The organism is Paenibacillus sp. FSL L8-0470, from assembly GCF_038008625.1.
Taxonomy (GTDB): domain Bacteria; phylum Bacillota; class Bacilli; order Paenibacillales; family Paenibacillaceae; genus Paenibacillus_AQ.
On sequence record NZ_JBBOZM010000001.1, the window covers coordinates 4,410,706 to 4,435,414 of the forward strand.

The 24,709-nt window shown below is 49.3% G+C and carries 23 protein-coding genes and 1 pseudogene; all 24 read right to left on the bottom strand.

The genetic code is table 11. The features are described from left to right. Nucleotides 1–12: 12 nt before the first annotated feature. The gene (infB, locus tag NST99_RS19900; protein ID WP_341097705.1) at nucleotides 13–2,718 is read right to left on the bottom strand and encodes a translation initiation factor IF-2; all 2,706 of its coding nucleotides are present in this window, start codon (nucleotides 2,716–2,718) and stop codon (nucleotides 13–15) included. Further along, nucleotides 2,716–3,034, bottom strand: a pseudogene (locus NST99_RS19905) (YlxQ family RNA-binding protein); the annotation flags it as partial. The gene infB and the pseudogene NST99_RS19905, both read right to left, overlap by 3 nt. After that, the gene (gene rnpM, locus NST99_RS19910; RefSeq protein ID WP_038593419.1) at nucleotides 3,027–3,335 is read right to left on the bottom strand and encodes an RNase P modulator RnpM; all 309 of its coding nucleotides are present in this window, start codon (nucleotides 3,333–3,335) and stop codon (nucleotides 3,027–3,029) included. The pseudogene NST99_RS19905 and the gene rnpM, both read right to left, overlap by 8 nt. Before the next feature lie 32 nt (nucleotides 3,336–3,367). Continuing rightward, entirely contained in the window at nucleotides 3,368–4,465 is a 1,098-nt protein-coding gene (gene nusA / locus NST99_RS19915; protein ID WP_341093964.1) for a transcription termination factor NusA, read from the bottom strand. Between the two features lie 26 nt (nucleotides 4,466–4,491). Next, nucleotides 4,492–4,959: a ribosome maturation factor RimP gene (rimP, locus tag NST99_RS19920; protein WP_038593427.1), complete on the bottom strand. Its 468-nt coding sequence runs from the start codon at nucleotides 4,957–4,959 to the stop codon at nucleotides 4,492–4,494. 233 nt (nucleotides 4,960–5,192) lie between these two features. After that, on the bottom strand, nucleotides 5,193–9,521 hold the full coding sequence (locus NST99_RS19925; RefSeq protein ID WP_341093965.1) for a PolC-type DNA polymerase III: 4,329 nt from the start codon (nucleotides 9,519–9,521) through the stop codon (nucleotides 5,193–5,195). Nucleotides 9,522–9,827: 306 nt separating this feature from the next. Further along, nucleotides 9,828–11,276 (bottom strand): proline--tRNA ligase, encoded by a 1,449-nt coding sequence (gene proS / locus NST99_RS19930; RefSeq protein WP_341093966.1) that lies wholly within the window; start codon nucleotides 11,274–11,276, stop codon nucleotides 9,828–9,830. A 105-nt stretch (nucleotides 11,277–11,381) separates the two neighbouring features. After that, a complete protein-coding gene (gene rseP, locus NST99_RS19935; RefSeq protein ID WP_341093967.1) occupies nucleotides 11,382–12,656 on the bottom strand; it encodes an RIP metalloprotease RseP in 1,275 nt (424 codons plus the stop codon). 150 nt (nucleotides 12,657–12,806) lie between these two features. Further along, nucleotides 12,807–13,946 (bottom strand): 1-deoxy-D-xylulose-5-phosphate reductoisomerase, encoded by a 1,140-nt coding sequence (locus tag NST99_RS19940; RefSeq protein ID WP_341093968.1) that lies wholly within the window; start codon nucleotides 13,944–13,946, stop codon nucleotides 12,807–12,809. 23 nt (nucleotides 13,947–13,969) lie between these two features. Next, nucleotides 13,970–14,773, bottom strand: a complete 804-nt coding sequence (locus NST99_RS19945) for a phosphatidate cytidylyltransferase (protein ID WP_341093969.1) — start codon at nucleotides 14,771–14,773, stop codon at nucleotides 13,970–13,972. Between the two features lie 21 nt (nucleotides 14,774–14,794). Beyond that, the gene (locus NST99_RS19950) at nucleotides 14,795–15,568 is read right to left on the bottom strand and encodes an isoprenyl transferase (RefSeq protein ID WP_341093970.1); all 774 of its coding nucleotides are present in this window, start codon (nucleotides 15,566–15,568) and stop codon (nucleotides 14,795–14,797) included. Between the two features lie 79 nt (nucleotides 15,569–15,647). Next, entirely contained in the window at nucleotides 15,648–16,202 is a 555-nt protein-coding gene (gene frr / locus NST99_RS19955; RefSeq protein WP_038593444.1) for a ribosome recycling factor, read from the bottom strand. Beyond that, nucleotides 16,202–16,930, bottom strand: coding sequence for a UMP kinase (gene pyrH / locus NST99_RS19960; protein WP_038593446.1), 729 nt, complete (start codon nucleotides 16,928–16,930; stop codon nucleotides 16,202–16,204). Before pyrH ends, frr begins: the two co-directional genes overlap by 1 nt. 108 nt (nucleotides 16,931–17,038) lie before the next feature. Beyond that, on the bottom strand, nucleotides 17,039–17,689 hold the full coding sequence (gene tsf, locus NST99_RS19965) for a translation elongation factor Ts (RefSeq protein WP_341093971.1): 651 nt from the start codon (nucleotides 17,687–17,689) through the stop codon (nucleotides 17,039–17,041). Nucleotides 17,690–17,818: 129 nt separating this feature from the next. Then, on the bottom strand, nucleotides 17,819–18,520 hold the full coding sequence (rpsB, locus tag NST99_RS19970) for a 30S ribosomal protein S2 (RefSeq protein WP_036692565.1): 702 nt from the start codon (nucleotides 18,518–18,520) through the stop codon (nucleotides 17,819–17,821). 201 nt (nucleotides 18,521–18,721) lie between these two features. Then, complete coding sequence (locus NST99_RS19975) at nucleotides 18,722–19,348, bottom strand: hypothetical protein (protein WP_341093972.1); 627 nt, start codon at nucleotides 19,346–19,348, stop codon at nucleotides 18,722–18,724. Continuing rightward, nucleotides 19,345–19,923 (bottom strand): hypothetical protein, encoded by a 579-nt coding sequence (locus NST99_RS19980; protein ID WP_341093973.1) that lies wholly within the window; start codon nucleotides 19,921–19,923, stop codon nucleotides 19,345–19,347. Before NST99_RS19980 ends, NST99_RS19975 begins: the two co-directional genes overlap by 4 nt. A 37-nt stretch (nucleotides 19,924–19,960) precedes the next feature. Beyond that, nucleotides 19,961–20,272: a hypothetical protein gene (locus NST99_RS19985; protein ID WP_341093974.1), complete on the bottom strand. Its 312-nt coding sequence runs from the start codon at nucleotides 20,270–20,272 to the stop codon at nucleotides 19,961–19,963. 117 nt (nucleotides 20,273–20,389) lie between these two features. Then, complete coding sequence (locus tag NST99_RS19990; RefSeq protein ID WP_341093975.1) at nucleotides 20,390–21,793, bottom strand: DUF342 domain-containing protein; 1,404 nt, start codon at nucleotides 21,791–21,793, stop codon at nucleotides 20,390–20,392. Between the two features lie 29 nt (nucleotides 21,794–21,822). Further along, nucleotides 21,823–22,611, bottom strand: a complete 789-nt coding sequence (locus NST99_RS19995) for a FliA/WhiG family RNA polymerase sigma factor (protein ID WP_076110092.1) — start codon at nucleotides 22,609–22,611, stop codon at nucleotides 21,823–21,825. 76 nt (nucleotides 22,612–22,687) lie between these two features. Beyond that, complete coding sequence (locus NST99_RS20000; RefSeq protein WP_341093976.1) at nucleotides 22,688–23,101, bottom strand: hypothetical protein; 414 nt, start codon at nucleotides 23,099–23,101, stop codon at nucleotides 22,688–22,690. Nucleotides 23,102–23,103: 2 nt separating this feature from the next. Then, on the bottom strand, nucleotides 23,104–23,601 hold the full coding sequence (locus NST99_RS20005; protein ID WP_038593467.1) for a chemotaxis protein CheD: 498 nt from the start codon (nucleotides 23,599–23,601) through the stop codon (nucleotides 23,104–23,106). Then, entirely contained in the window at nucleotides 23,594–24,220 is a 627-nt protein-coding gene (locus NST99_RS20010) for a chemotaxis protein CheC (RefSeq protein WP_038593470.1), read from the bottom strand. Before NST99_RS20010 ends, NST99_RS20005 begins: the two co-directional genes overlap by 8 nt. Nucleotides 24,221–24,223: 3 nt before the next feature. After that, the gene (locus tag NST99_RS20015; RefSeq protein ID WP_341093977.1) at nucleotides 24,224–24,685 is read right to left on the bottom strand and encodes a chemotaxis protein CheW; all 462 of its coding nucleotides are present in this window, start codon (nucleotides 24,683–24,685) and stop codon (nucleotides 24,224–24,226) included. Between the last annotated feature and the right edge of the window lie 24 nt (nucleotides 24,686–24,709).

Genomic DNA, 24,709 nt, shown 5'->3' on the forward strand with positions numbered 1-24,709 from the left:
TCACCTCTTCGCTTAGCGCTCTACCGTTTCCATAATGAACGCTTCGATAATGTCGCCCTCTTGGACGTCATTATAGCGTTCCAAAGTTATGCCGCATTCATAACCCTGCGCCACTTCTTTGGCATCATCTTTGAAACGTTTTAAGGTGTCGATCTTGCCTTGGAAGACAACGATACCGCTGCGGATCAAGCGCATTTCGGCATTGCGGGCAATTTTGCCGGAAGTAACCATACAACCTGCAATGGTACCCACTTTGCTGATTTTGAAGACGTTGCGCACTTCTGCATGACCGATAACGTTCTCTTTATAGATCGGATCAAGCATCCCTTTCATCGCACTTTCAATTTCCTCAATTACGTTGTAGATGATGTTGTGCAGACGAACATCCACTTTTTCTTGCTCGGCAGCCGCTTTCGTCTGGGCATCCGGACGAACATTGAAGCCGATAACAATAGCATTGGATGCAGCAGCGAGTGTAATATCAGATTCCGTAATGGCACCTGCACCGCTGTGAATGATCTTCACGCGTACACCTTCGACTTCGATCTTGGCCAAAGAGCCCTTCAGCGCTTCAACCGATCCCTGCACGTCCGCTTTAATGATTACGTTCAGGTCTTTGATCTCGCCATCCTTGATGTGCTTGAACAGGTCATCCAAGGTTACACGGGTATTCGTGTTCAGCTCGGACTGACGCTGGGTTGTAGAACGTCTGTCTGCGATAGCACGGGCTTTACGCTCATCTTCAAAGGCCATAAACGGATCGCCTGCCTGAGGCACCTCAGTCAAACCGGTAATTTCCACAGGTGTGGAAGGACCTGCTTCCTTGATCTTGCGTCCTTTGTCATTAACCATGGCGCGTACGCGTCCGAAGCAGTTACCTGCTACAAAAGCGTCCCCGACTTTCAACGTACCGTTCTGCACGAGAATACGGGCAACCGGTCCACGGTTCTTGTCAAGCTCAGCTTCGATTACAGTACCGCGTGCCCGTTTGTCCGGGTTAGCCTTGTACTCATTCACTTCAGCAACGAGCAGGATCATTTCCAGCAGTTCTTCCAGGTTGATGCGCTGTTTGGCCGACAGGTTAACGAAGATGGTGTCTCCGCCCCACTCTTCCGGAACCAGCTCATAGCTTGTAAGCTCTTGCTTTACCTTATCAGGGTCTGCACCCGGCTTGTCGATTTTGTTGACTGCAACGATAATCGGAAGACCTGCAGCTTTTGCATGGTTGATGGCTTCAACCGTCTGAGGCATTACACCGTCATCGGCAGCTACTACGATAATCGTCATATCTGTTACTTGGGCACCACGAGCACGCATCGCGGTAAACGCTTCGTGACCCGGTGTATCCAGGAATGTGATTTTCTTGTGGTTGATTTCAACTTGATAAGCACCGATATGCTGAGTAATTCCGCCAGCTTCGCCGCCAGTTACGTTCGTGGAACGAATGGCATCAAGCAGTGTTGTTTTACCATGGTCAACGTGACCCATGATCGTTACTACCGGAGGACGAGCCTGAAGATCCTCTTCGGAGTCATTCTCTTCAACGGTCTCGAAGCTGTCTTCATCCACTGGAATCTTCACTTCTACTTCTACGCCGAACTCACCGGCCAGCAGCAGAATGGTGTCAATATCAAGTTCCTGGTTGATGGTTGCCATAACACCCATCGAGATCAGCTTCTTGATCACTTCAGAAGCATCCTTATGAAGCAGCTTGGCAGTTTCACCAACGGTCATGCTGCCGCGTACGATAATTTTCTTCGGTGTGTTGTCAATCTTTTCGCGGCGTTCCATTGACTGGTTTCTGCCACGGTTGTTCTTGCCGCCACGGCCGCGGTAGTTGCCGCCTTTGCCGTCTTCAAAGCGCTTTTGGCCGCTGTTGTTGTTCGGTCTGCCGCCTGTAGTGTTTCTCTTAGCGCCTCTGTCACCGCCACCGCCACGTGAGAAGTCTCCGCCGGTGCCGCCGCCTTGAGCTTGCGGACGGTTATCGCCAGTGCGTGGTGCGCCGCCTTGAGCTTGCGGACGGGTGCCAGTCGAGCCGCCTTGCGGACGGTTGCCGCCAGTCGAGCTGCCTTGCGGACGGCTGCCGCCAGTCGAGCTGCCCTGCGGGCGGCTGCCGCCAGTCGAGCTGCCCTGCGGACGGTTGCCGCCGGTCGAACTGCCTTGCGGACGGCTGCTGCTAGTGGAGCTGCCTTGCGGGCGGCTGCTGCTAGTCGAGCTGCCTTGCGGACGGCTGCCGCTAGTCGAGCTGCCTTGCGGACGGCTGCTGCTAGTGGAGCTGCCTTGCGGGCGGCTGCCGCTAGTGGAGCTGCCCTGAGGGCGGGAATTTTGAGTGGATCCTGTTGTTCTGCGGGAATCTTGTCCGCTTTGGGGCCTTGGGGACGTCGTCGATTGGTTGTTGTTTTGGTTACTGTTCATACCTACCTGCTTTTCCGGTTGATTTTTGTTGGCATTCTGAGCACTTTGAGGTTCGGCTGTTACCGAGCCGGTAGTTACCGGCCGGCTGCTGGTGCCGGGATCCCGCTTGGCTGCAGCGTTTGACTTAATATCCTTGAAGAACTGTTCTACTTTGGTCACAGAGCCATTCTCCATGACACTCATATGATTATTCACAGGGACATCCAAACGCTTCAGAATTGTAATAATTTCTTTACTGCTCATGTTCAAAGATTTCGCGTATTCATAAACGCGCAGCTTATCTTTATTGTCTTCTTTAGTCAATAACTCCACCTCCGACAGTATCTCCGAGTTGCTTGGAGATCATTTCCGCGAATCCTTTATCCGTAACGGCCAGCACAACGCGCTGGTCTTTACCAATACTTGCACCGAGTTCATCCCGGTGAAATGCGATTACTAGTGGAATATCGTAGGTTCCGCATTTATCACGGAACTTTTTTTGGGTATTATCTGAAGCGTCACCCGCCAGAACGACCAGCTTCGCCTCTGAAGACCGTACCGCTTTAAGCACGGCCTCGTCGCCGGTGACAATCTTGCCTGCTCTCATCGCAAGCCCTAAATAAGAAAGTGCCTTACTCATCGTCCTCACTATCCTTTGCTGCCAAAAATTGCTCCTCCACGGATGCAAAATCCCGGGCAAGCTGGGCATAGATTTCAGGACTCACTTGACATTTTAACGCACGGTCAAGTGCTTTATTCTTTTGTGCCAGTTTAAAGCATTCAAGCTTGCCGCAGATATAAGCGCCCCGGCCTGACTTTTTGCCTGTCAGGTCGATCAGCACTTCGCCCTCGGGCGTTCTAACCACGCGAATCAGCTCTTTTTTGGGCATCATCTCCTGGCTGGCAACGCACTTGCGCAGCGGCACCTTTCTTTGCTTCATCATAAACGCCTCCCCTCTAGTGAGCAGGTTAATTAATCAATGGAGACGGAATCCTGATGCATTTCATCGCTTACCGTTCTAGGTCTGCCGTATTCCTGCTCTGCCTGGGTCTCGCTCTTGATATCAATTTTCCAGCCGGTCAGTTTGGCAGCAAGACGGGCATTCTGCCCCTTGATGCCGATCGCCAGTGACAATTGATAATCAGGCACGATGACACGGGCCATTTTTTCCGCTTCAAAGACTTGAACTTCAAGAACTTTGGACGGGCTGAGCGCGTTGGCCACATATTCCTGTACAGCCTCAGAATAACGGACAATGTCAATTTTCTCGCCTCGCAGCTCTGTGACGATGGTCTGCACGCGTGTGCCTCTTGGGCCTACGCAGGAGCCAACCGGATCCACTTCGGAATTGCGCGAGAAGACGGCAATTTTCGAACGGAAGCCTGCTTCGCGGGCTACAGAACGAATTTCAACCACACCGTCAAAAATTTCCGGAACCTCCAGCTCGAATAGACGCTTCAACAATCCGGGATGACTGCGGGACAACATAATCTGCGGCCCTTTGGTCGTATTCTCCACCTTGGTGATATAAGCCTTGATGCGCTCGCTTTGCTTGAACTTTTCTCCAGGCATCAGCTCGCTAAGCGGCAGAACCGCTTCGATTTTGCCAAGGTCAACATAGATGTTGCGCATATCCTGGCGCTGTACAAGCCCGGTAACGATATCATCTTCCTTGTCGATAAAAGCGTTATAGATAAGTCCGCGCTCCGCTTCACGAATACGCTGGGTGACTACCTGCTTGGCAGTCTGTGCAGCAATACGGCCGAAATCGCGCGGCGTTACTTCAAGCTCGGCGATATCCTCAAGCTGGAAGTGCGGGTTGATTTCCCGTGCAGCCGGCAGTGAGATTTCGGTCCGGGTATCCAGAACCTCTTCAACAATCAGCTTGCGGGCAAATACCTTGATTACGCCAGTGTTGCGGTTCATGTCCACACGCACGTTTTGCGCCGCATTAAAATTGCGTTTATAGCTGGAGATCAGCGCAGCTTCGATGGCTTCAAACAGCACATCCTTGCTGATGCCTTTCTCCCTCTCCAGTTCATTCATAGCTTCGATAAAATCCATACTCATGAAAATCCGGTCCCCCTTTCAAGACGTTAAAAAATAATGGCCAATCTCGCGCTGGCGACTTTGGCATACGGTACTACATGTTCTTTTTTGCCCGCGGAGATGAGCAGTTCCTCGTTCTCGAATGAGAGCAAACGACCTTCGAATTCTTTGAGTCCCTGAATCGGCTCATAAACTGTCACATACACGTCCTTGCCTACCGCTTTGGCAACATCCGCCGCTTTCTTAAGCGGGCGCTCAGCACCCGGCGAGGAAACCTCAAGAAAATAAGCCTCAGGTATAGGATCATTCTCGTCCAGCTTTGAGCTGAAATATTCGCTGATGGCACCGCAGTCGTCAATATCTATGCCGCCTTCTTTATCTACGAATATGCGCAAAAACCAGTTGGAGCCTTCCTTCACGTATTCAACGTCCACCAGTTCGAAACCATTGTCCTCGAGATAGGACCCGAGCATCTGCTCTACCGTTTGTTTAATTTTGGATTTGGGTGTGCTCAAAAGAAATTAACCTCCACGAACTTGTCTTTTGCTATATACCAAAGATAAAGAGTGGGTTTCCCCACTCTTTACACAACGGACTTATCTCATTATTACCAAAAAAATTATACCATAGTGCATCAGCACTGACAAGTGCTAGCCCTTGACTGCCACTTTTCAGGCATCCAATTTCACTTGTTTTTACCCATTAGCCCCGCAAAGCACTCGCAGCTTCCCCCCTACTAGGGGGTAGTTTAAAACAGGGATAGCTGGTTGCTTTCCGGCAGGCCGCGGAAGCAGCCCATCCCGGTCAGCAGCTCAATTACCGTCTTGCTCGCCTTGGATTTCTGCTGGAAATCCTCGATGGAGAGGAACTCTCCGGCATCCTTGGCGGCGGCAATGTTATAGGCGGCATTCTCACCGATTCCCGCAAGTGCTGAGAACGGTGGAATGAGGCTTTTGCCGTCAACGGTAAATTTGTTGGCATCGGAACGGTACAAATCAATATTTTTGAAAGTAAAACCTCGGGCTGTCATCTCAAGCGCCATTTCAAGAATCGGCAGCATCGCTTTTTCCTTTGGAAGCGCCTGGAAGCCCTTCTGTTCAATATCTACAATCTGGCGGGCGATGGCTTCATAACCCTGGCAGCAAAGTTCAATATCAAAATCAGCCGCCCGCACCGTGAAGTATGTCGCATAATATTCAATAGGATGATACAACTTGAAGTAGGCGGTACGAACCGCAGAAATAACATAGGCGGCGGCGTGCGCCTTCGGGAACATGTACTGGATTTTCAGGCAGGAATCAATGTACCACTGAGGAACCTTGCACTTTTTCATTTCCTCGATCCATTCAGCAGACAGCCCTTTCCCTTTACGCACGCTCTCGGTAATTTTGAAGGCCAGTCCCGCATCCATTCCAGCCTTGTAAATCAGGAACAGCATAATATCATCGCGGCAGCCGATAACTGTCTTGATGTTGCAGGTGTTGTTCTTGATCAGTTCCTGGGCATTGCCAAGCCAAACTCCCGTACCATGCGACAGCCCGGAGATTTGCAGTAAATCGGCAAAGCTGGAAGGCTTCGACTCTACCAGCATCTGGCGGACAAATTTTGTACCCATTTCCGGAACTCCGTAGGTAGCCACAGGGGTCCGGATCTGGTCAGGCCTTACTCCAAGTGCATCAGTAGAGTTGAACATGCTCATGACCTTCGGATCGTTCATCGGGATGGTTGTAGGGTCCACTCCTGTTAAATCCTGCAGCATCCGCATCATTGTCGGATCATCGTGGCCCAGAATATCGAGCTTTAGCAGGTTGGCATCAAAGGCGTGATAGTCAAAGTGGGTGGTCTTCCATTCCGCATTGACATCATCTGCCGGGAATTGCACCGGTGTAATATCCTCTATCTCCATATAATCCGGCAAAACGACAATACCGCCGGGATGCTGGCCAGTGCTTCGCTTGACCCCGGTGCAGCCTGCGGCCAGACGTCCCACTTCCGCTCCCCGCCAGCGCTTCTGATGATGTTCCTCATATTTCTTCGTGAATCCAAAGGCAGTTTTCTCCGCTACCGTACCGATGGTGCCGGCACGGAATACGTTGTCCGGACCAAACATTGTTTTGGTAAAGTTATGGGCGTTCGGCTGATATTCACCCGAAAAGTTAAGGTCGATATCGGGAACCTTATCACCCTTAAAGCCCAGAAACGTTTCAAAGGGGATATCCTGGCCTTCACCCTTGAGCTTGCCGCCACAGTCCGGGCATACCTTGTCCGGCAGGTCAAAGCCGCTTGGCACGCTGCCGTCGAGGAACCATTCACTATGCCGGCATTCCGGATTTACACATATATAATGAGCAGGCAGCGGATTTACCTCGGAGATTCCGAGGAAGGTGGCAACTACAGACGAACCTACCGAACCACGGGAACCCACGAGGTAGCCATCCTTGTTCGATTTTTTCACAAGACGCTCAGAAATCAGATAGTTGGCAGAGAACCCAAATTTGATAATCGGCGCCAGCTCTTTTTCCAGCCGGGCAACGACGACCTCAGGCAATTCCTCACCATAGATTGATTTTGCCGTCTCATAGCAGGTGTTGCGGATTTCGTCATCAGCGCCTTCGATAATCGGCGTAAACAGCTGGTCCGGAAACAGGTCATATTCCTCAAAGCGGTCAGCCAGCTCCACCGTATTGGTGACGACAACTTCCATTGCTTTTTCCGCGCCCAGGAATTCGAATTCGGCCAGCATTTCTTCCGTAGTGCGGAAATGGGCATCCGGCTTGCGCTGGTCTTTCAGCGGGCTGAATCCTGTAATCCCGTGAATCGTAATATCGCGGAACAGCTTGTCCCGCGGCTCCAGATAATGCACATTGCCTGTTGCAATAACAGGCTTGTTCAGCTGTTCGCCGATTTCACAAACCTTGCGCACTACGCCCCGCAAATCCTCTGCGCTGGCCACGAATCCCTTGTCTACCAAATGCATGTACATCGTCAGCGGCTGAATCTCCAGAATATCGTAGAACTGGGCAACCTCCATCGCTTCTTCAGTAGACTTATTGAGCACAGCCTCAAAGAACTCTCCCCGTTCGCAGCCGGAAATGACCAGCAGACCGTCCCTGTGCTCTTCGAGCTTGGACTTAGGAATGCAGGGAACGCGCTTGTAATACTCCGTATGCGACATGGATATCAGCTTGTAAAGGTTCTTCTTGCCAGTCGGGTTGAGTGCATAGATGCCGCAGTGAAACGGCCGGGTGTTCGACAGGTCATTGCCTACATAATCATTCAGCCGGTCAAGCCGGGTCATCCCCTTCATCTTCTCGGCATCAGCCAGCAGACCGTTCAGAATACCTCCCAGGGCAATGGTATCATCCACCGCACGGTGATGGCTTTCCAGCAGAACCTTATATTTGTCGGCGAGTGTATTCAGCCGGTGGTTCTTCATGCTCGGATACAACAGACGTGCCAGTTCCAGCGTATCCAGGGAAGGATTGGGCAGCACAGGCAGACCCAGTTTCACCAGGGAAGCCTGAATGAACCCCATATCAAATCTGGCATTATGGGCAACCAGGATACTGTCGCCTATGAACTCTACGAATTTCTTCAGCACCGGCTCCAAATCAGGAGCGTCCTTAACCATCTCATCAGTAATATTGGTCAGCTGCTGAATATGGTATGGAATTTTCTCATGCGGATTCACGAACGTTGAGTAGCGGTCTATCTCCTGGCCGCCGGTCATTTTAATCGCAGCAAGTTCGGTAATATTATTCCGGGTGATCGACAAACCGGTGGTTTCTATATCGAATACGACATAGGTGGCAGTCTTCAGGTCCAGCGGCTGAGCATTCTCCACAATATTTACCGAGTCATTTACCACATTGGCTTCGACGCCGTAGATCATTTTGATCTTATGCTTATGTGCAGCATGGTTGGCGTCCGGAAAGCTCTGCACAACCCCGTGGTCAGAGACGGCAATTGCCGGATGCCCCCACTTCGCTGCGGTCTTGACATACGCGTCAATTGGCGCCACTGCGTCCATCGTGCTCATAGTCGTGTGCAGATGGAATTCTACCCGCTTCTGCTTCGCATTATCCTTACGTGCCGGCGGTGCCGATACTTCGTTCAGATCCGATGGAATCATTACGAGCTCCGGAATCTGCATAAAGCGGTCATATTCAACCTTGCCGCGCGCTCTAACCCATTTGCCGTTGGCCAGCTGGCCCATAACCTTCAGATCTTCTTTGGTCTTCGCAAACATCTTCATTTGCAGAGAATCAGTAAAGTCTGTGATACAGAAGGTGAACAAGGTATTACCGTTCCGCAGCTCCTTGCTGTCCAGTCCGAAGATCGTACCCTGAATTGTGATTTTCTTCTCTTCATCCTGAATTTCCAGAATAGGTACAGCCTGCTCCTTGATTTCATATCCGACCTGAAGCTTAATGACTTCATTCGGATCTCCCTCATCAACCGGTTCATCCGGCTCGCTGGCCATCATCATCATTTCAACGAGTTCGCGCTGCTCCTGCTGAAGCTTCTGCTGGAACTCTTCATAAGCATCCGCTTTGCTGTTTTCGTTCTCGGCAATCTGCAGCTTCACTTTCAGGGGCAGGCCAAAATATTTATCGTAAAATTTAATTATGGCGCCTTCGATTCCCTTTTTACGGGCCAGCTCTAACGACATCGAATCATTTAGGCTGAGCAGAAGTGTACTGTCTTGAAGCTCCTGAGTGGAGCGGGTCAGCCAACCATTCACTGAAGGGATCTCGCGCTGCGCCCATTCCAGAAATAAACCCCAGTATTCCTGTACAAGCTCTGCTCTGCTTACTTTTTCATCATATAGAAACAAGAAGCTGACTTTGGCGATATGCTGTAGCTTCTCACGCATTCTCAAACAAAATGTCCGGTAGGTTTGTGCCGGAACAAGAGTATCTTTGGCAATGACGATGTGCCAGTCCCGGTTACCGCGGCTGATTTCCACACGTTCGATATGCCCGTCCAAAAAGTAGGGATCAATGAGTGCAGGCGGAATCTCTCCCTGCTTCATCAACAGCTCGAATCTTTTTCTTCTTTCCACGTTCTGTTCCATGCTTCCCCCACCTAACTTTTAAACAGATAATAAAATCTCCCCGCAAGTAGAAAGGGCTTCGCCGTCCTCAAAAGGACGGAAACCGTTTCAGCGAGAAATAGAAGGATAATTTATAGCGTGCAGCATATAAATTCATATATTTTGAAAAACCTAATTTCCAAAACCAAAGAAGACATAAGGAAGCCTTGAGTCCACTATTTTAAAAAGCTCCCGGGAGGTGAAAGCATTGGGTTCTTTCGGCCCGCCGACTCCTCTCCCAGAAGCTACATTCAGATACTGAAGAATTATATAGTATTGGGCAAAGAATTAATACGCCTTGGCAAAAACAACCGTATGCGCAGCGGGCTTCCCGCAGCAAATACAGGTATCCTTATTCACCGCAGGCTCAAACGGAATATTACGGCTGCCTGCACCCGTTTCTTCCTTGACTTTAGACTCGCATTCTTCGGAACCGCACCAGCCTGCCAATGCAAAACCACGCTGTTCTTCCATCGAATCCTTCATTTCTGCTAACGTATCCACTGAATAGAAATGGTCCTCACGGAATTTCAACGCGCGTTCAAACATTTCATTGTGTACTTGCTCCAGCATGGTATTAACCTCTGCGACAAGGTTCTCCTGCTGAATGATTTTCTTCTCGCCTGTAATACGCGATACCAGAACACAAACCCCGTTTTCCATATCACGAGGACCTAATTCAAGACGGACTGGCACTCCACGCATTTCGTATTCATTGAATTTCCAGCCTGGAGTAACATCAGCACGGTCGTCTACACGCACACGGATGCCTGCGTCTTTCAGATCCTTGAACAGCTCGTCCGTCCGTCCAATGACCGCTTCACGGGTCTTAGGAGGTCCGATTGGAATCATGATTACCTGTGTTGGAGCGACCTTAGGCGGCAAAGCCAAGCCGCGGTCATCCCCGTGCACCATAATAAGCGAGCCGATTAAGCGTGTTGTGGAGCCCCATGAGGTTGTATGAACATATTCCAGCACATTGTCACGGCTTAAATATTGAATATCAAATGCTGCAGCAAACTTGGTTCCCAGATAATGTGAGGTTGCCGCCTGTACAGCTCGTCCATCCTTCATCATGGCTTCTATAGAATACGTGTCAACCGCCCCGGCAAAACGCTCGGAAGGTGTCTTCTGTCCAGTGATGACTGGAATTGCCAAATAGGTCTCGACAAAATCACGGTAATTCTCAAGCATCCGCATCGTTTCCTCACGTGCCTCAGCTTCATTCTCATGCGCCGTATGGCCTTCCTGCCACAGGAACTCTGTGGTACGGATAAACGGCAGCGTACGCTTCTCCCAGCGGACTACGTTGGCCCATTGGTTGATCAATACCGGAAGATCGCGGTAGGATTGAATCCATTTGGAATACATATGCCCGAACATGGTTTCGGAGGTCGGGCGAATCGCCAGACGTTCTTCCAGCACATCACCGCCAGCTTCCGTAACCCAAGGCAGCTCAGGGTTAAAGCCCTCGATATGATCCTTCTCCTTCTGGAAGAAGCTTTCCGGAATAAAGACCGGGAAATAAGCATTACGGTGACCCGTTGCCTTAAGGCGGCGGTTCATTTCCTCCTGAATATGCTCCCAAATCTCGTATCCCTCCGGTTTGAAAACAATACAGCCGCGAACCGGAGAGTAATCCATCAGATCCGCTTTCTTAATTACATCAATATACCAGCGCGAGAAATCCTCGCTCTGTGGGGTGATTTCCGTAACAAACTGCTTATCTTTTGCCATATGATGGAACTCCTCCTAATGCCCTGCAAAGTGTGGCTTTGGTTTCACAACATCGTTCAAGTCCTTTGCGGGGACTGCCAAAGCTCATATTCATTCAAGTAAAAATCAACCGGTGATTAGCCGCAGGATATCATTATAGGTAACGGCGATCATAACCAGAAATAGCAAGGCAAATCCGACAAAATGAACCATCCCTTCACGGCTTGGATCTACCGGCTTGCCGCGAAGTGCTTCTACGCCCAGGAAGACGAGACGGCTTCCGTCAAGTGCAGGGATCGGCAGCAGGTTAAAAATACCCAGGTACAGACTTAGAATAGCCGCCCAATAGGTCAGGTATTGAATGCCTTGCTGAGCGATTTGCCCCGTCATCTTCGCTGTTCCGACCGGACCTGAAATATCATCCATATTAAAGTTATTAATCAGTGTTTTAAAACTTACAAAAATCGTTTTGGTCCAATCCACCATGGCAGTTCCTGATTTAGTAATGGTCTCGCCAAAACCTGGCTGCCTTGTAGGCAACTCAGGAGTGATCCCCACTTTGCCGCCTTCTTCACCCTCCATACTGCGGGGAATCATGGCCACATTTAAGGTTTCATCGCCACGCTGAAGTGTCCACTGCATCTCTTTACCTTTGGAAGCGGAAGTTAATGAGATCATCTTCTGGTAGTCTCCGCCAATCTGTTCTCCATTAATAGAGACGACAATGTCACCTTTTTGTACTCCGGCTTCCTGAGCAGGCATACCTTCGCTGAGATCTCCAATCTTCACAAAGGTTGGATTCTCAATGACGATACCGGCCATCTGCAGATGTACTGCAAATAGCACAAAAGCAAGCAGAAAGTTCATCACCGGCCCGGCAACGATGGCCAAAGCACGCTGACCTACAGTTTTACTGCCGAATTGACGGTCTTTGGGCGCAATCTGTGTCTGCTGACCCCGTTTGATCATCATTGCCTGTGGATGAACATCATAAGTGGTTACATCTCCATCGACATCAAGGCGGATCTTCAGCTCGTTCTCAAGGTCGGTATATTGCGCTTCCCCACGGATTACATTTCTGCGGGTATCGAGCGCGTCTAGAAAGATGCTTTTAACTTTGTTATCCTGCCCCAGTCTTACGGCAATCGTCTGCCCTGGACCGATCTCAATAATTTCGGGATCTTCACCGGCCATCCGTGCATAACCGCCAAAAGGCAGCAGGCGAAGCGTGAACTGGGTTTCATTGCGTTTATAAGAAAACAGTTTCGGACCGAAACCGATAGCAAATTCTCTTACAAGGATACCCGCGCGTTTGGCAAAGTAATAATGCCCCCATTCATGCACGGTCACCAAAACAAAGAACATGAACACCGTTAAAAAGACGACTCTTACCATTTCCATGCGTTACATTCCCCCTTAAGGTGTAAGACCGAAGTATGTCCTCTTAATTTATCATTATTCCAAGGCCTTGCACAAGAGAATCAACTGTCCCACCCAATTTTTCAGGGCAAAGCATATATTTCCATTTTTTAAGTACATAAAGTGATTTATTTAAAGTTTAGCTGCAAGCTCCCGGGTCATCTCATCGCAATGCTGAATCTGCTGTAAATCCGGTTGATTGACATTCACCAGGCGCTGGAGCACTTCTTCAATAATCTCTTCAATACGCAGGAAGGGAATCTCATGCCGGAGAAAACGGGCAACTGCAATTTCATTAGCCGCGTTGAAGGCTGTGGTTGCCGTCCCTCCCGCTTTCCCGCATTCAATCGCCAGCTTCAAGGCTGGAAACCGTACAAAATCCATTTCCCGGAAAGTCAGGCGTCCTATTGCGGCAAGAGACAGCCGCGCGGCAGGCGACTCCCAACGTTCCGGATAGGTCAGTGCATATTGGATCGGGACCCGCATATCCGGATTTCCGAGCTGGGCGACAATACTGCTGTCCCGGAATTCTACATAGGAGTGAATGATACTCTCCGGATGCAGCAGGACATTTATCTGCTCATAGGGCAGATCGAACAGCCAATGCGCTTCAATGACCTCAAGTCCTTTGTTAACCATGGTTGCCGAATCAATTGTTATTTTGGCTCCCATACTCCAGTTGGGGTGGCGAAGCGCATCCTCTACGGAAACCTTCTTCAGCTGCTCGCGGTTGTAATCACGGAAGGACCCTCCGGAGGCGGTGATGGTAATACTGGAAACATCCTCGCGGTTCTCACCGTTCAGACATTGAAAAATTGCAGAGTGTTCACTGTCGATGGGCAGCAGCCTAACACCTTTACGGTTGGCAAGCTCGGTAACCAAATGTCCTGCCGTGACAAGCGTTTCCTTATTGGCTAACCCAATATGCCGTCCGGCTTCGATCGCGGCAAGCGTTGACTGCAAGCCCACGCTGCCCACCACTGCCGTGACGACCGTATCAGCGTCCCCCCCTGCAGCAATTTCTACCAATCCCTCACTTCCGTAAAAAAGCTCAATACCGGAAGGCAGCTCCGGTCTGATCTGCTCAGCGAGTTCTTTCGTGGACACTGATACTCGGCGAGGCTGGAAGCGGCGGACCTGCTCCAGAAGCAGGGCGGTATTGCTACCTGCAGCCAAACCATCAACATCGAAAGAGTCAGGATGCATTGCAACTACATCCAGTGTTTGAGTGCCGATCGAGCCGGTAGATCCGAGAACACTTATTTTCTTCACATGTGAACCTTCTTTCCCGTCGTTTAATAGTAAGGCATAAGCATTACGATATGTACGAAAGGAAATACGATAATCCAGCTGTCGCAGCGGTCAAGAATTCCTCCATGACCTGGCAGCAGCGAGCCTGAATCCTTAATACCGTACACCCGTTTATAGGCAGATTGTACAAGATCTCCAAGCTGACCGAGCACAGCGCAGGACAAACCGATAAGCAGCGCGCGTCCGTAAGTCAGCAGATCAGGAACAAATATCGCGAAAATAATGGAAATTACGATAGAGATCAGTACCCCGCCAAGGGCTCCCTCTACCGTTTTATTGGGACTGATTGCCGGCCAGAGCTTATTTCTCCCAAAGCTTCTCCCTACAAAATAAGCACCTGCGTCACTGCCCCAAATGCAGCACAACAAAAGGAAGGTCCAGAAGAGCCCATGACCGTCGCCCGCAGCCCGGGCCGCAGCCATATAGGAAAAGCCCATTCCTATGTATACAATCCCTGTGAACAGGAGTGAAGTAATCTTAATATCCTGCTTATTCTTACTGAACACCGTCACCAGCAGGAACAGCAGCAACAGAAGCCATATGCCTTGTTCCCAGGACAGCCATGGATTCGCTCCGAGCAGGCTCCAAGGAATCATGTAGAAGGCTACAGCAGCATAACCAAGTATCGCAGTACCACCAAACCCCCGGACACCTGTCATTTTAACAAATTCATAAAACCCGATGAGCGCCATACCGGCAAGCAAAAGCTGATAAGCCCAGCCGCCTAAAAAACACAATCCCAAAAACACTGCTCCGGCAACAATTCCGGTGATCAATCGCTGCTTCAAAGATTCCCATCTCCCATCAGGCTACTTCAGTCCACCATAACGGCGTGTGCGTCTCTGGTACTCCGCCACAGCCTGCAGCAAATGCGTTTTATCAAACTCCGGCCAGAATACATCTGTAAACCAGAGCTCGCTGTAAGCGACCTGCCAGAGCATAAAGTTGCTGAGCCGCATCTCTCCACTGGTCCGGATCAGCAGATCCGGATCCGGCAGCCCGCCTGATAACAGTCGGCTGTCGATCAGCTCCGATGTAATCTCCTCCGGGGACAGCAGCCCTGCTTGGATATCCTGACCCAATCTGCGCATGCAATCCTCGATTTCTTTACGTCCTCCATAATTCAGGGCAAAATTTAATATAAGTCCAGTATTCCCTTGTGTCCGGGCAACGGCTTCTTCCATCGCCTTCCGGGTATGTGTAGGCAAAGCATCGGTATCACCCATCACGCGCACTTGTACGTTTTTCTCAATCAGCTCGTCCAGTTCAAGGGCCAGGAACTCCACAGGCAAACGCATCAGGAAATCAACTTCATCCTTAGGACGTTTCCAGTTCTCTGTAGAAAAAGCGTACATGGTCAAAAACTCAACGCCTAGGTCGTTCGCGGCAATCGTTGCACGTTTTACAGCTTTCATCCCATTCTGATGGCCGACAATGCGTGGCAAACCACGCCGTTTAGCCCAGCGTCCATTGCCGTCCATAATTACAGCCACATGCCGGGGAATGTTGTCCGGTGAAATCTCGACTGGCTGTGGCTCCTGCCTGTCTTTACGGCTCAGCCATGCTTGAATCCGTTTGATCATTTCCGTTTCCTCCAAGCTCTTATCAGAAAGAGACAAACCCCACCATAAACGGAGGGGCCCTGAAGTCTCTTGATTGTCATTATACTTCCATAATCTCTTTTTCTTTGGACAAGAGCACCTTATCAACTTCAGCTATGAACTTATCCGTTGATTTCTGAATATCTTCTTGGTGTCCGTGTGATTCATCTTCGGAGATGCCGTTCTTCTCCATTTTCTTGATATCATCGTTGGCATCGCGGCGGATATTGCGGATGGCTACCTTTGCTTCCTCACCGAACTTTTTGGTGAACTTCACAAGCTCAGTACGACGTTCCTCGGTTAGCGCAGGGATGGACAAACGGATGATTGTACCGTCGTTAGCCGGTGTAAGTCCCAGATCGGACTTCATAATTGCCCGTTCAATGTCGGAAAGCGATGATCTGTCCCAAGGCTGAATCAGCAGCGTCCGTGAATCCGGTGTACTGATGTTGGCCAGCTGGTTGACAGGGGTAGGTGCACCATAATATTCAACTTGAATGCGATCCAGCAGCGCTGTCGAAGCGCGTCCCGCCCGCAATGAGGCCAAATCACGTTTCAGCGATAAAATCGCTTTTTCCATACGCTCTTCGGCATTTTTCTTGACCGCTTGTGGCATTAATCTACACTCCCTTTAACAATCGTCCCGATCTTCTCACCGAGAACGACACGTTTGATATTGCCTTGCTCTGTAATAGCAAACACAATGAGCGGTATATTATTGTCCATGCACAGAGAGGATGCAGTGGAATCCATGACGCCAAGATTTTTGTTCAGCACGTCCATATAGGTCAGCTGCTCGTATTTCTCAGCAGTACTGTCTTTGAAAGGATCTGCTGAGTAGACACCGTCCACTTTATTCTTCGCCATCAGGATAACTTCCGCTTCAATCTCAGCTGCTCTGAGAGCTGCTGTCGTATCCGTCGAGAAGAAGGGGTTGCCCGTTCCTGCGGCAAAGATTACCACGCGGCCTTTCTCCAAATGGCGAATGGCGCGGCGGCGGATGTAAGGCTCAGCAATCTGCTGCATCGAAATGGAGGTCTGTACCCGGGTAGGAACATCGATTTGCTCCAATGCATCCTGCAGTGCAAGTGAGTTCATCACTGTTGCCAGCATCCCCATGTAGTCGGCTGTTGCACGGTCTATACCGCTTGCGCTTCCTGCGATTCCGCGCCAGATATTGCCTCCGCCGCAAACAATAGCGACTTGAACTCCAAGCTCAACAACTTCCTTGACCTGCTCTGCGATGGAAATAATCGTCTCGGCATCAATGCCATATCCGTTTTGTCCTGATAGTGACTCACCGCTTACCTTAAGGACTACTCTTTTAAATACCGGCTGTTCCAAATGTATACCCTCACTTTCTTACAAAAGACGGAACACGATTGTGCCTGTGTTCCGTTCATTTGATGCTTGCATTATTCAGTTCAATGAAGTTGTAATCAGTCTTGCTTCTTATTGATTAACTTGCGCCATTACTTCTTCAACAAAGTTGTCGACTTTCTTTTCCAGGCCTTCGCCCAGTTCAAAACGAACAAAACGACGGATGGAGATGTTTTCGCCAATGGTGCTGATTTTTTCGTTCAGCAGCTGGGAAATAGTTTTGTCCGGATCTTTAACGAAGGATTGCTCAAGCAAACAATATTCTTCGTAGAACTTGCTGATACGGCCTTCAACCATTTTTTCAACGATTTTCTCAGGCTTGCCTTCATTAAGTGCTTGTGCCTTCAGAATTTCTTTTTCTTTCTCTACAGCTTCTGCCGGAACTTCTTCACGACGAACATACAGCGGGTTAGCTGCAGCAATTTGCATTGCGATATCGCGTGCAAATTCTTTGAAGGAATCCGTTTTACCTACGAAGTCAGTTTCGCAGTTGATTTCTACAAGTACGCCAATACGTCCGCCAGCATGGATGTAAGATTCTACTGTACCTTCAGTAGCAATACGTCCAGCTTTGTTTGCTGCTGCGGAAAGACCTTTTTCGCGAAGCAATTCAGCGGCTTTGGTGATGTCATTATTAGCTTCTTCAAGCGCCTTTTTGCAATCCAGCATCCCTGCGCCTGTTCTTTCACGAAGTTCCTTTACTGCTTTTGCATCTACTGCCATTGTTATTCCCTCCAGATAATTGTCGTTTTATACCATTTTGGTCCATTATCCTAAAAAAAGGGCAGTGAGAGGTTATCCACCTGCCAACCACCCTTTTCATTTAAGTTCTTGTTTGATTCCGGCTGCTATTTAAGCAGTAGTTGTGTCTTCGCCCTGATGAGCTTCGACAACGGCATCAGCCATTTTACCAGTAAGCAATTTCACGGCGCGAATTGCGTCGTCGTTGCCCGGGATAACATAGTCGATTTCGTCCGGATCACAGTTAGTATCAACGATAGCCACGATAGGAATACCCAATTTGCGAGCTTCCGCAACAGCGATGCGCTCTTTACGCGGGTCGATGATGAACAGCGCGCTTGGCAGACCTTTCATGTTCTTGATGCCGCCCAGGAATTTTTCAAGACGATCTTTCTCTTTGCGGAGAAGGATTACTTCTTTCTTAGGCAGAACTGCGAAGGTACCGTCTTCTTCCCAAGCTTCCAGTTTCTTCAGGCGATCAATACGCTTCTGAATAGTTTGGAAGTTAGTCAGGGTACCACCCAGCCAACGTTGGTTAATGAAGAACATACCCGAACGTTCAGCTTCTTCTTTTACGGAATCTTGAGCTTGTTTCTTTGTTCCTACGAACAGGATTGTGCCGTTGTCGCCAGCGACGCTTTTCACAAAGTTGTAAGCTTCCTCTACCTTTTTAACCGTTTTTTGCAGGTCAATAATGTAAATTCCGTTTCTTTCAGTGAAGATATAACGATCCATCTTTGGATTCCAACGACGAGTCTGATGACCGAAGTGTACCCCAGCTTCGAGAAGCTGCTTCATGGAAATTACTGCCATCTTCACACACCTCCTAGTTTTGGTTTATTGTGTGTCTCCTCCGCCGTGCGTCATTTTTCTACAAGACTTTCTTCTGAAGAAAGCACCCCTTGTCGAAATCAACCGGCGTGTGTTTTAACACCGTCAATTACTATACCATAATAAAATAATGTATGCAACGATTCATGAAAAGTTTTGTGAATTCCAAAGTTCTAAGATAAATTATTTCACTGTAATCAGCTTATCAATGATAACATTATTACTCTCGCCTTTAGTAAAGCTGTACCGTCCATTTTGAATTTTTGTGTTGGCTTTACGGCTTACTGCCGTCTGAAGAAACTTGTTCTTATCCGTAATCACACCTGCTTTGACCAGCAAATCGGCAGTTTCCGTAAGTGTGCTGCCGGTAGGAATTGTAACAGATATCGAGCCGTTTACAGCAACCTCCGGAGTGGCTGGCGCAACTGGGGCACTTGATGGTTTCTTCTCGCTTGCAGGCTTTGACGGGGTAGCCGGCTTAGAAGGAGCAGCGGCAGCGCTTGGCTCCACCGCTGCTTGCGGCGTAGAAGCAGGCGAAGCTGGAGCGGCGGATTCAGTTGCTGACGGAACAACCGCAGCTGTCCCCTCTTTCCCTGATCCTTCTGTTCCCTCTCCTGTGTTACCTGTATTACTAGTGGCAGTAGGTGTTGCACTCGGATCGGTTACGGTAAGGTTCAGCTTCGCAGCTTCCTTGATTAGCTTCTCCTTGGACAAGGGAGCGGCTCCCCCGGTGATCATCACTTGCAGCAGTAATGCTCCGGCAATCAGGCCTGTACCTAGTCCGAACATGAAGGAACGATTCTTGATCATACCGTTTCCTCCTGCTTGGCCAGCTGCAGAATCAGTTGAACCTCTCCACGCTGAAGTCCTGCTGTCTTAGCGATAGCGTCAATAGACTTTCCTTGCTCATGCAGCTCGAACAATCGCGGATAACGCAATTTGATCGAGTTGACCGGCTTTGGTTTCGGCTCCGGCTGTTCTGCAGCGTGCTCTGTTGAAGGCGGTCTCACAGCTTCTGAAGCGCGGCTGGCTGAAGATTCCTTGGCAAATGAAGCTGTTAGCTGCAGCAGGCCCTTTTCTTCAGCCGTCAGACGCGTTTCAAGCAGCATTGAGTTCTTCTGCAGATCGGCAACTTGCTCCCGAAGTGAATTGATCTCCTCCTGCATTGCTGTTCTGTTGTTCTGGGATTGCTGTTTGATGCCGCTGACAAGCTGCAGCATTTTATCATTTTCCCGCTCGATGTCCGCCATATATAGTTCAAGCGCCGCTTCTGTTTCCTTTAGACTCTGCTTATCGGCTGAGTCTTCTTTTGCACGCGCCGGCAGTCTCAGGGCATAAACGATAGCGACAGCGCCTACCAGCACGATATATACCCATGGTTGCAAGTGCCCTATCTCCTTTTACATATCAAATTATATCCTCTCAGAGACTGAGATCGATCCGTCGGCCCTTATAGGGATGTTCAGCGTCGTGAGACGTCTGCTGTTTCTCTTGTTGATGGGAAGAGGACTGACTTCCCGCATGATTTCCCTGGCTATCATCATTGCGCAGCGCAGCTTCCGCAGATTCGTCAACCTCAGTGCTGCGATGGGCCAGCTCCGAGCTCTGCTTGACATTCTGTCCTGCGAGCTGCTGCTGATCCACAGCAGGACGATGCTGCAGCCCATGCTGGACTTTGCCCGCGTCAGTTGTCCGGGGCAGGGCAATCTGCAATTCCACCGGTTTCAGACTCATAGCAACCCTCTTCTCATAAATAGAAACGGACGGGCCGTCCCAAGATTCGCAAATCCTTCCGAAGCCTGCTGTACTTAGACATCAAGGATGGCCGGCCGCCTGTCGCTGCCCGCCTGATTAAACGTACGGCGCCAATGTGATATCGCCTTCACTATAAATAAATACAACCCGTTCCGTAGGATCCTTGACAAAACGTGTATATCTGCCAATTACGATTTTGGAACCTCCGTAAATGGTCTTAACTACTTCCACCCTTGCTCTAACCGTATCCTCGAGCATTCTTTCAATTTCTAGTACACGCTCTTTAATGCGCTTCTCCTCACGCATATGCGATTGCTTAGTGGCGTTCAGTTTAACGCGCAAAGCCACCTTATCAGGAGCAAGCTGACCATTGTTCGCCAATTGATTCAGCAGGTACAGCGCTTTGTTGGTTTTATCCTCATTTTCAAGCAGCTGCCGCAGCTCATGGCGCAGATCGTTAATCTCATTCCGGAGTTCTGGTACAACGCCAACCTCAATAGCCGTCGCCGTAGACATCGTATTTCCGATGGTTCTTGCTACAACTCTTTCACCGGCTTGTACAACTCCACCTACTATAAGTCCCTTTGATCCATTACAAAGCACATCCCGGCCTGCCCGGATATTAGAGTGCATAATACTTTGCGAAACGATAACATCCTCTCCGGCGACAACATTTCCATCCTGGATGAACGATACTTTTACATTTTTGCCTGCACTGACGAGTCCCTTGTTGTATCCGATAATTCCGCCGGCAATCTCGATCGATCCCCCGGAAATCAGTTCAGCACCTTCCACTCCGCCAACCACACGGATATCTCCGGCAGATTTAACCGTAAACCCGGTCAAGACATTGCCACGAATAACAACTGTCCCTACAAAATCAATATTTCCCGTACTGTAATCAACATCACCGTTGACTTCATAAACCGGGAAAACATTGACCTTTCCCTTCTCCGTCAGAGTAACGAGTCCGTCCATCGCGGCATACATCGAAGTTTCATCTTGATCGATCAAAACATTTTTGCCGACTTTAAAGTGTGCGTCTTTTCCCACCCGATACGGAATTTCCTCACCGGTAACCGTATTGCCGCTTTTGCCGGGCATCGGCGGAATTTTTCTGGCAATCAACTGGCCTTTCTTAACATTGTGAAGCCGGACCAGGTCCTTATAATCGACCTTTCCATCAGCTTTTTCGAGCGGTTTGCGGTCCTCCTCCATATCAATAGTAAGGACCACCCGCCCATCCGTACCATTCTCCGCGGGATCACCAATCGCAATTGGCACCCTGTTGAAGAAATACTCTTCTGGATTACTGCTGATTCGCTGTACAATATCCCGCTGAATACCGTAACGAATATTGTGACTGTTTAGGAAGCTTTCGAGATCTTCACTCGAACAGGAGAAGTTTTCATCCCTTTTGGAAAATTGGAGGTACGCAATCCCTTTATCCTCCGAAAACGTGATACTCACGTACTGGTTCAAAGCATAATTACCGATCAATTTTGCTCCCCCTTGTCACCGTCGCCCGGTTAATCGTTTTGCATGAGAAGATCGCGATTTTTCTCAAGCGTTCCTCTCAGCCGCAAAATAGCTTTTGAATGAAGCTGCGAAATCCGTGAAGGCGACAGTGACATCACCTCGGCGATCTCGCTTAATGATAAATCTTCATAATATAAAAGGGACACAACGGTCCTTTCTTTCACCGTTAGTTTCTCGATGCCTTTAGTCAGCGTATCGCGCAAATAAAACTCATTTACTTTGCGATCCGGATTTTTGGCTTTGTCATCCACCAGGATGGACAAGCGTGTCTCTGATTCTTCCTCGCGAATAGGATCCTCTAGTGAGCAGAGCGACATTACTGCTACGTCCTGCAGCATATTCTGAAATTCCGTCTCCGAAACATTCAGATATTCGCTCATTTCCTCGTCACTGACTGATCTTAGGTATTTCTGCTCCAGCTGCTGGTAAGCATCTTCGATTTTTTTGGCTTTCTCCCTCACGGACCTGGGAACCCAGTCGCTCTGGCGCAATGAATCAAGAATCGCTCCACGCACACGCCAGGAAGCATAAGTCTGAAACTGGAGTCCCCGCTTATAGTCGAATTTCTCGATGGCATCAATCAAACCCATGACACCGTTGCTGGCCAAATCATCTTTAGATACATTTTTGGGTAATCCGACTGCTAAGCGGCTGGACACGTAATCTACAATATGGAGGTAATTCTCAATCAGCTTTTTTTTGGCTTCGGGATTACCTTGCTCTTTCCACTGTTCCCAGAGCCCGTCAGTTTCCGATTGAGAAGCTTTATGCTCGTTCAACGGCTTTCACCCTTCCCAAAGTTTAGTCAGCGGGCATAACACGGAACAGGTGAGCCACTTCCGCAATAGCACACGCTTATTCTTCTTTCAGGTGACGAACGGCCTTGGCCAATTCTTCAGGATCTTTCATAGAGACCAGCTTAGGCGGCTGCAGCGGTGTAAAACCTTCTGTGCTTCCGCTTTCTTCGGCCGGCTTCGGTTTCAGCAGGTTTATTAATTCTTCATCCTCATCCGGAGTAATGACATCGAAATTGCCACCCAGCGCCTCATTGCCCTCTAAGCTTGTCTCATCCTCTTCTGGCTGTACAGACTGTCCAGCAATAAAACCCAATACCCAACTTAAGAGGAATGCAAGCACAAACCAAATAATAAATCCAAAACTGGCCCGAATTAAACTTGTTCCAAGTAAATTATGCCCATAGTTCACAAAAAAGGTAAACAAAAATCCTATCGCTCCGACGATGGTGTTCACTACTATTTTTCTGCTCATGGTTATATTTCCCTAGTGCCTTTTTGCACGCTGCGGATATAGAGTATACCGGTACTGCAGGAAATTTCAATGGTGCGGCCAAAATTGCCGCCTGTGTCCTCGGCAATCAAAGGGATCTTTAGCGCCTCCAAAGCAAGCTTACAGGATTCCACATTACGAGGCCCGATCCTCATGGTGTCATTCCCCCCGGCAAAGGCAAACATTTGAGAGCCTCCGGCCATCTTGGCCACGATCCTGCTGCGCATTGCTCCAAGTGCAAGCAAGCGGTTCAGAAGCTCCGGCACTGCGGTATCTGCAAATTTGGCAATGTTCATTTGTCCCTCACGTGCGATATCCGACGAAGGCAGCATCACATGCGCCATCCCCGCCAGCTTCTTCCCAGGATCAAACAATGTAAGCCCCACGCAGGAACCAAGACCTGTTGTACGCACAAGGCTGTCTTGGCTTCCTACATTAAGATCTGCCATACCTACTTTAATAATGCTTTGTTCTTCAATCATTATCAAACGGTACTCCTAGTGATTTAAAGATCTTCGGGAATGATTCTGGATCGGGAATAAGAAAGAACTGTCCTTCAATTTCGTCCTTGCCTTCCAGGAAAGTTGTGTCGATCAGCAAAGCATCATCGCCCATCTGACCGAACTGCAGCAGACCGTATCCCAGAATGGCCCCGGCCATGTCCATGGCCAGTGCAGGCACTGTAGGGTACATGGAAAGCGATGTGAAGTCAGCAAGTGAAGAAAGGTAAGACCCGGCGAGAATGTTACCAATTTCATTCAAAGCCGAAAGCTCCATTTCACCCAGCTCCTGCTCGGGAGAAATCTCAATACCGGCAACCCGGTTAAGCAGGCTTATAGCCGCTTCCGGAGTAAGAATGAAAAAGAGATTGCCCGGTGCTTCACCTTCGACCCGCAGGAAAACCGCATATACCAGTTCTTCTGCTCCTCCGACCTTTTCAGTGATTTCTTCAAAGCTCAGCAGCTGCACTTTCGGAACAGCCATGTCGATCGGTTTGCCAAGAAGCTGAGATAACGCGGTGGCGGCGTTACCAGCTCCAATGTTGCCCACTTCCTTAAGGACATCCATTTTAAAATCCTTGAAGTTTTTGAAAAGCTCCATATGTTAGCCCTCTAGGCTTTCCAATTGCACGATTTCGCCCTTGTTCAGCACCTCGTTCAAATTGAGCATGATCAGTAAACGTTCTTCTCCAATTTTGGCCACCCCGTCCAGATACTTCGCTCTGATGCCCCCCACAACCTCCGGTGGTGTATCGATGGAATCGCGGTTCAAGTCAATAACATCATTGGCCGAGTCCACAATAAAGCCAACTTCCATTGCATTTACATTGACGATAATGATACGGGTCTGATCAGTATGATCAGCTTCCTCAATTCCGAAACGGCCCCGCAAATCAATTACCGGAATAACCACTCCGCGCAAATTGATAACTCCCTTAATAAAGGAGTAGGTCTTCGGCACACGGGTAATTGGCATCATGCGTTCAATCGTTTGGACTTTCTCCACTTCGATGCCGTACTCTTCAGCGCCTAGTTTAAATACGATTACTTTGATATCTTCAGCCATGGAATGAACCTCCCTGTTCTATCC

Excerpts from the sequence above, each read along its gene's own strand:
- rnpM (WP_038593419.1), bottom strand. The coding sequence starts at position 3,335 with ATGAAGCAAAGAAAGGTGCCGCTGCGCAAGTGCGTTGCCAGCCAGGAG.
- proS (WP_341093966.1), bottom strand. The coding sequence starts at position 11,276 with ATGGCAAAAGATAAGCAGTTTGTTACGGAAATCACCCCACAGAGCGAG.
- NST99_RS20005 (WP_038593467.1), bottom strand. The coding sequence starts at position 23,601 with ATGATTGAAGAACAAAGCATTATTAAAGTAGGTATGGCAGATCTTAAT.
- tsf (WP_341093971.1), bottom strand. The coding sequence starts at position 17,689 with ATGGCAGTAGATGCAAAAGCAGTAAAGGAACTTCGTGAAAGAACAGGC.
- rseP (WP_341093967.1), bottom strand. The coding sequence starts at position 12,656 with ATGGAAATGGTAAGAGTCGTCTTTTTAACGGTGTTCATGTTCTTTGTT.
- rpsB (WP_036692565.1), bottom strand. The coding sequence starts at position 18,520 with ATGGCAGTAATTTCCATGAAGCAGCTTCTCGAAGCTGGGGTACACTTC.
- NST99_RS19975 (WP_341093972.1), bottom strand. The coding sequence starts at position 19,348 with ATGATCAAGAATCGTTCCTTCATGTTCGGACTAGGTACAGGCCTGATT.
- NST99_RS19925 (WP_341093965.1), bottom strand. The coding sequence starts at position 9,521 with ATGGAACAGAACGTGGAAAGAAGAAAAAGATTCGAGCTGTTGATGAAG.
- frr (WP_038593444.1), bottom strand. The coding sequence starts at position 16,202 with ATGCCACAAGCGGTCAAGAAAAATGCCGAAGAGCGTATGGAAAAAGCG.
- NST99_RS19950 (WP_341093970.1), bottom strand. The coding sequence starts at position 15,568 with ATGATCAAACGGATTCAAGCATGGCTGAGCCGTAAAGACAGGCAGGAG.
- NST99_RS20010 (WP_038593470.1), bottom strand. The coding sequence starts at position 24,220 with ATGGAGCTTTTCAAAAACTTCAAGGATTTTAAAATGGATGTCCTTAAG.
- NST99_RS19985 (WP_341093974.1), bottom strand. The coding sequence starts at position 20,272 with ATGAGTCTGAAACCGGTGGAATTGCAGATTGCCCTGCCCCGGACAACT.
- NST99_RS20015 (WP_341093977.1), bottom strand. The coding sequence starts at position 24,685 with ATGGCTGAAGATATCAAAGTAATCGTATTTAAACTAGGCGCTGAAGAG.
- nusA (WP_341093964.1), bottom strand. The coding sequence starts at position 4,465 with ATGAGTATGGATTTTATCGAAGCTATGAATGAACTGGAGAGGGAGAAA.
- NST99_RS20000 (WP_341093976.1), bottom strand. The coding sequence starts at position 23,101 with ATGAGCAGAAAAATAGTAGTGAACACCATCGTCGGAGCGATAGGATTT.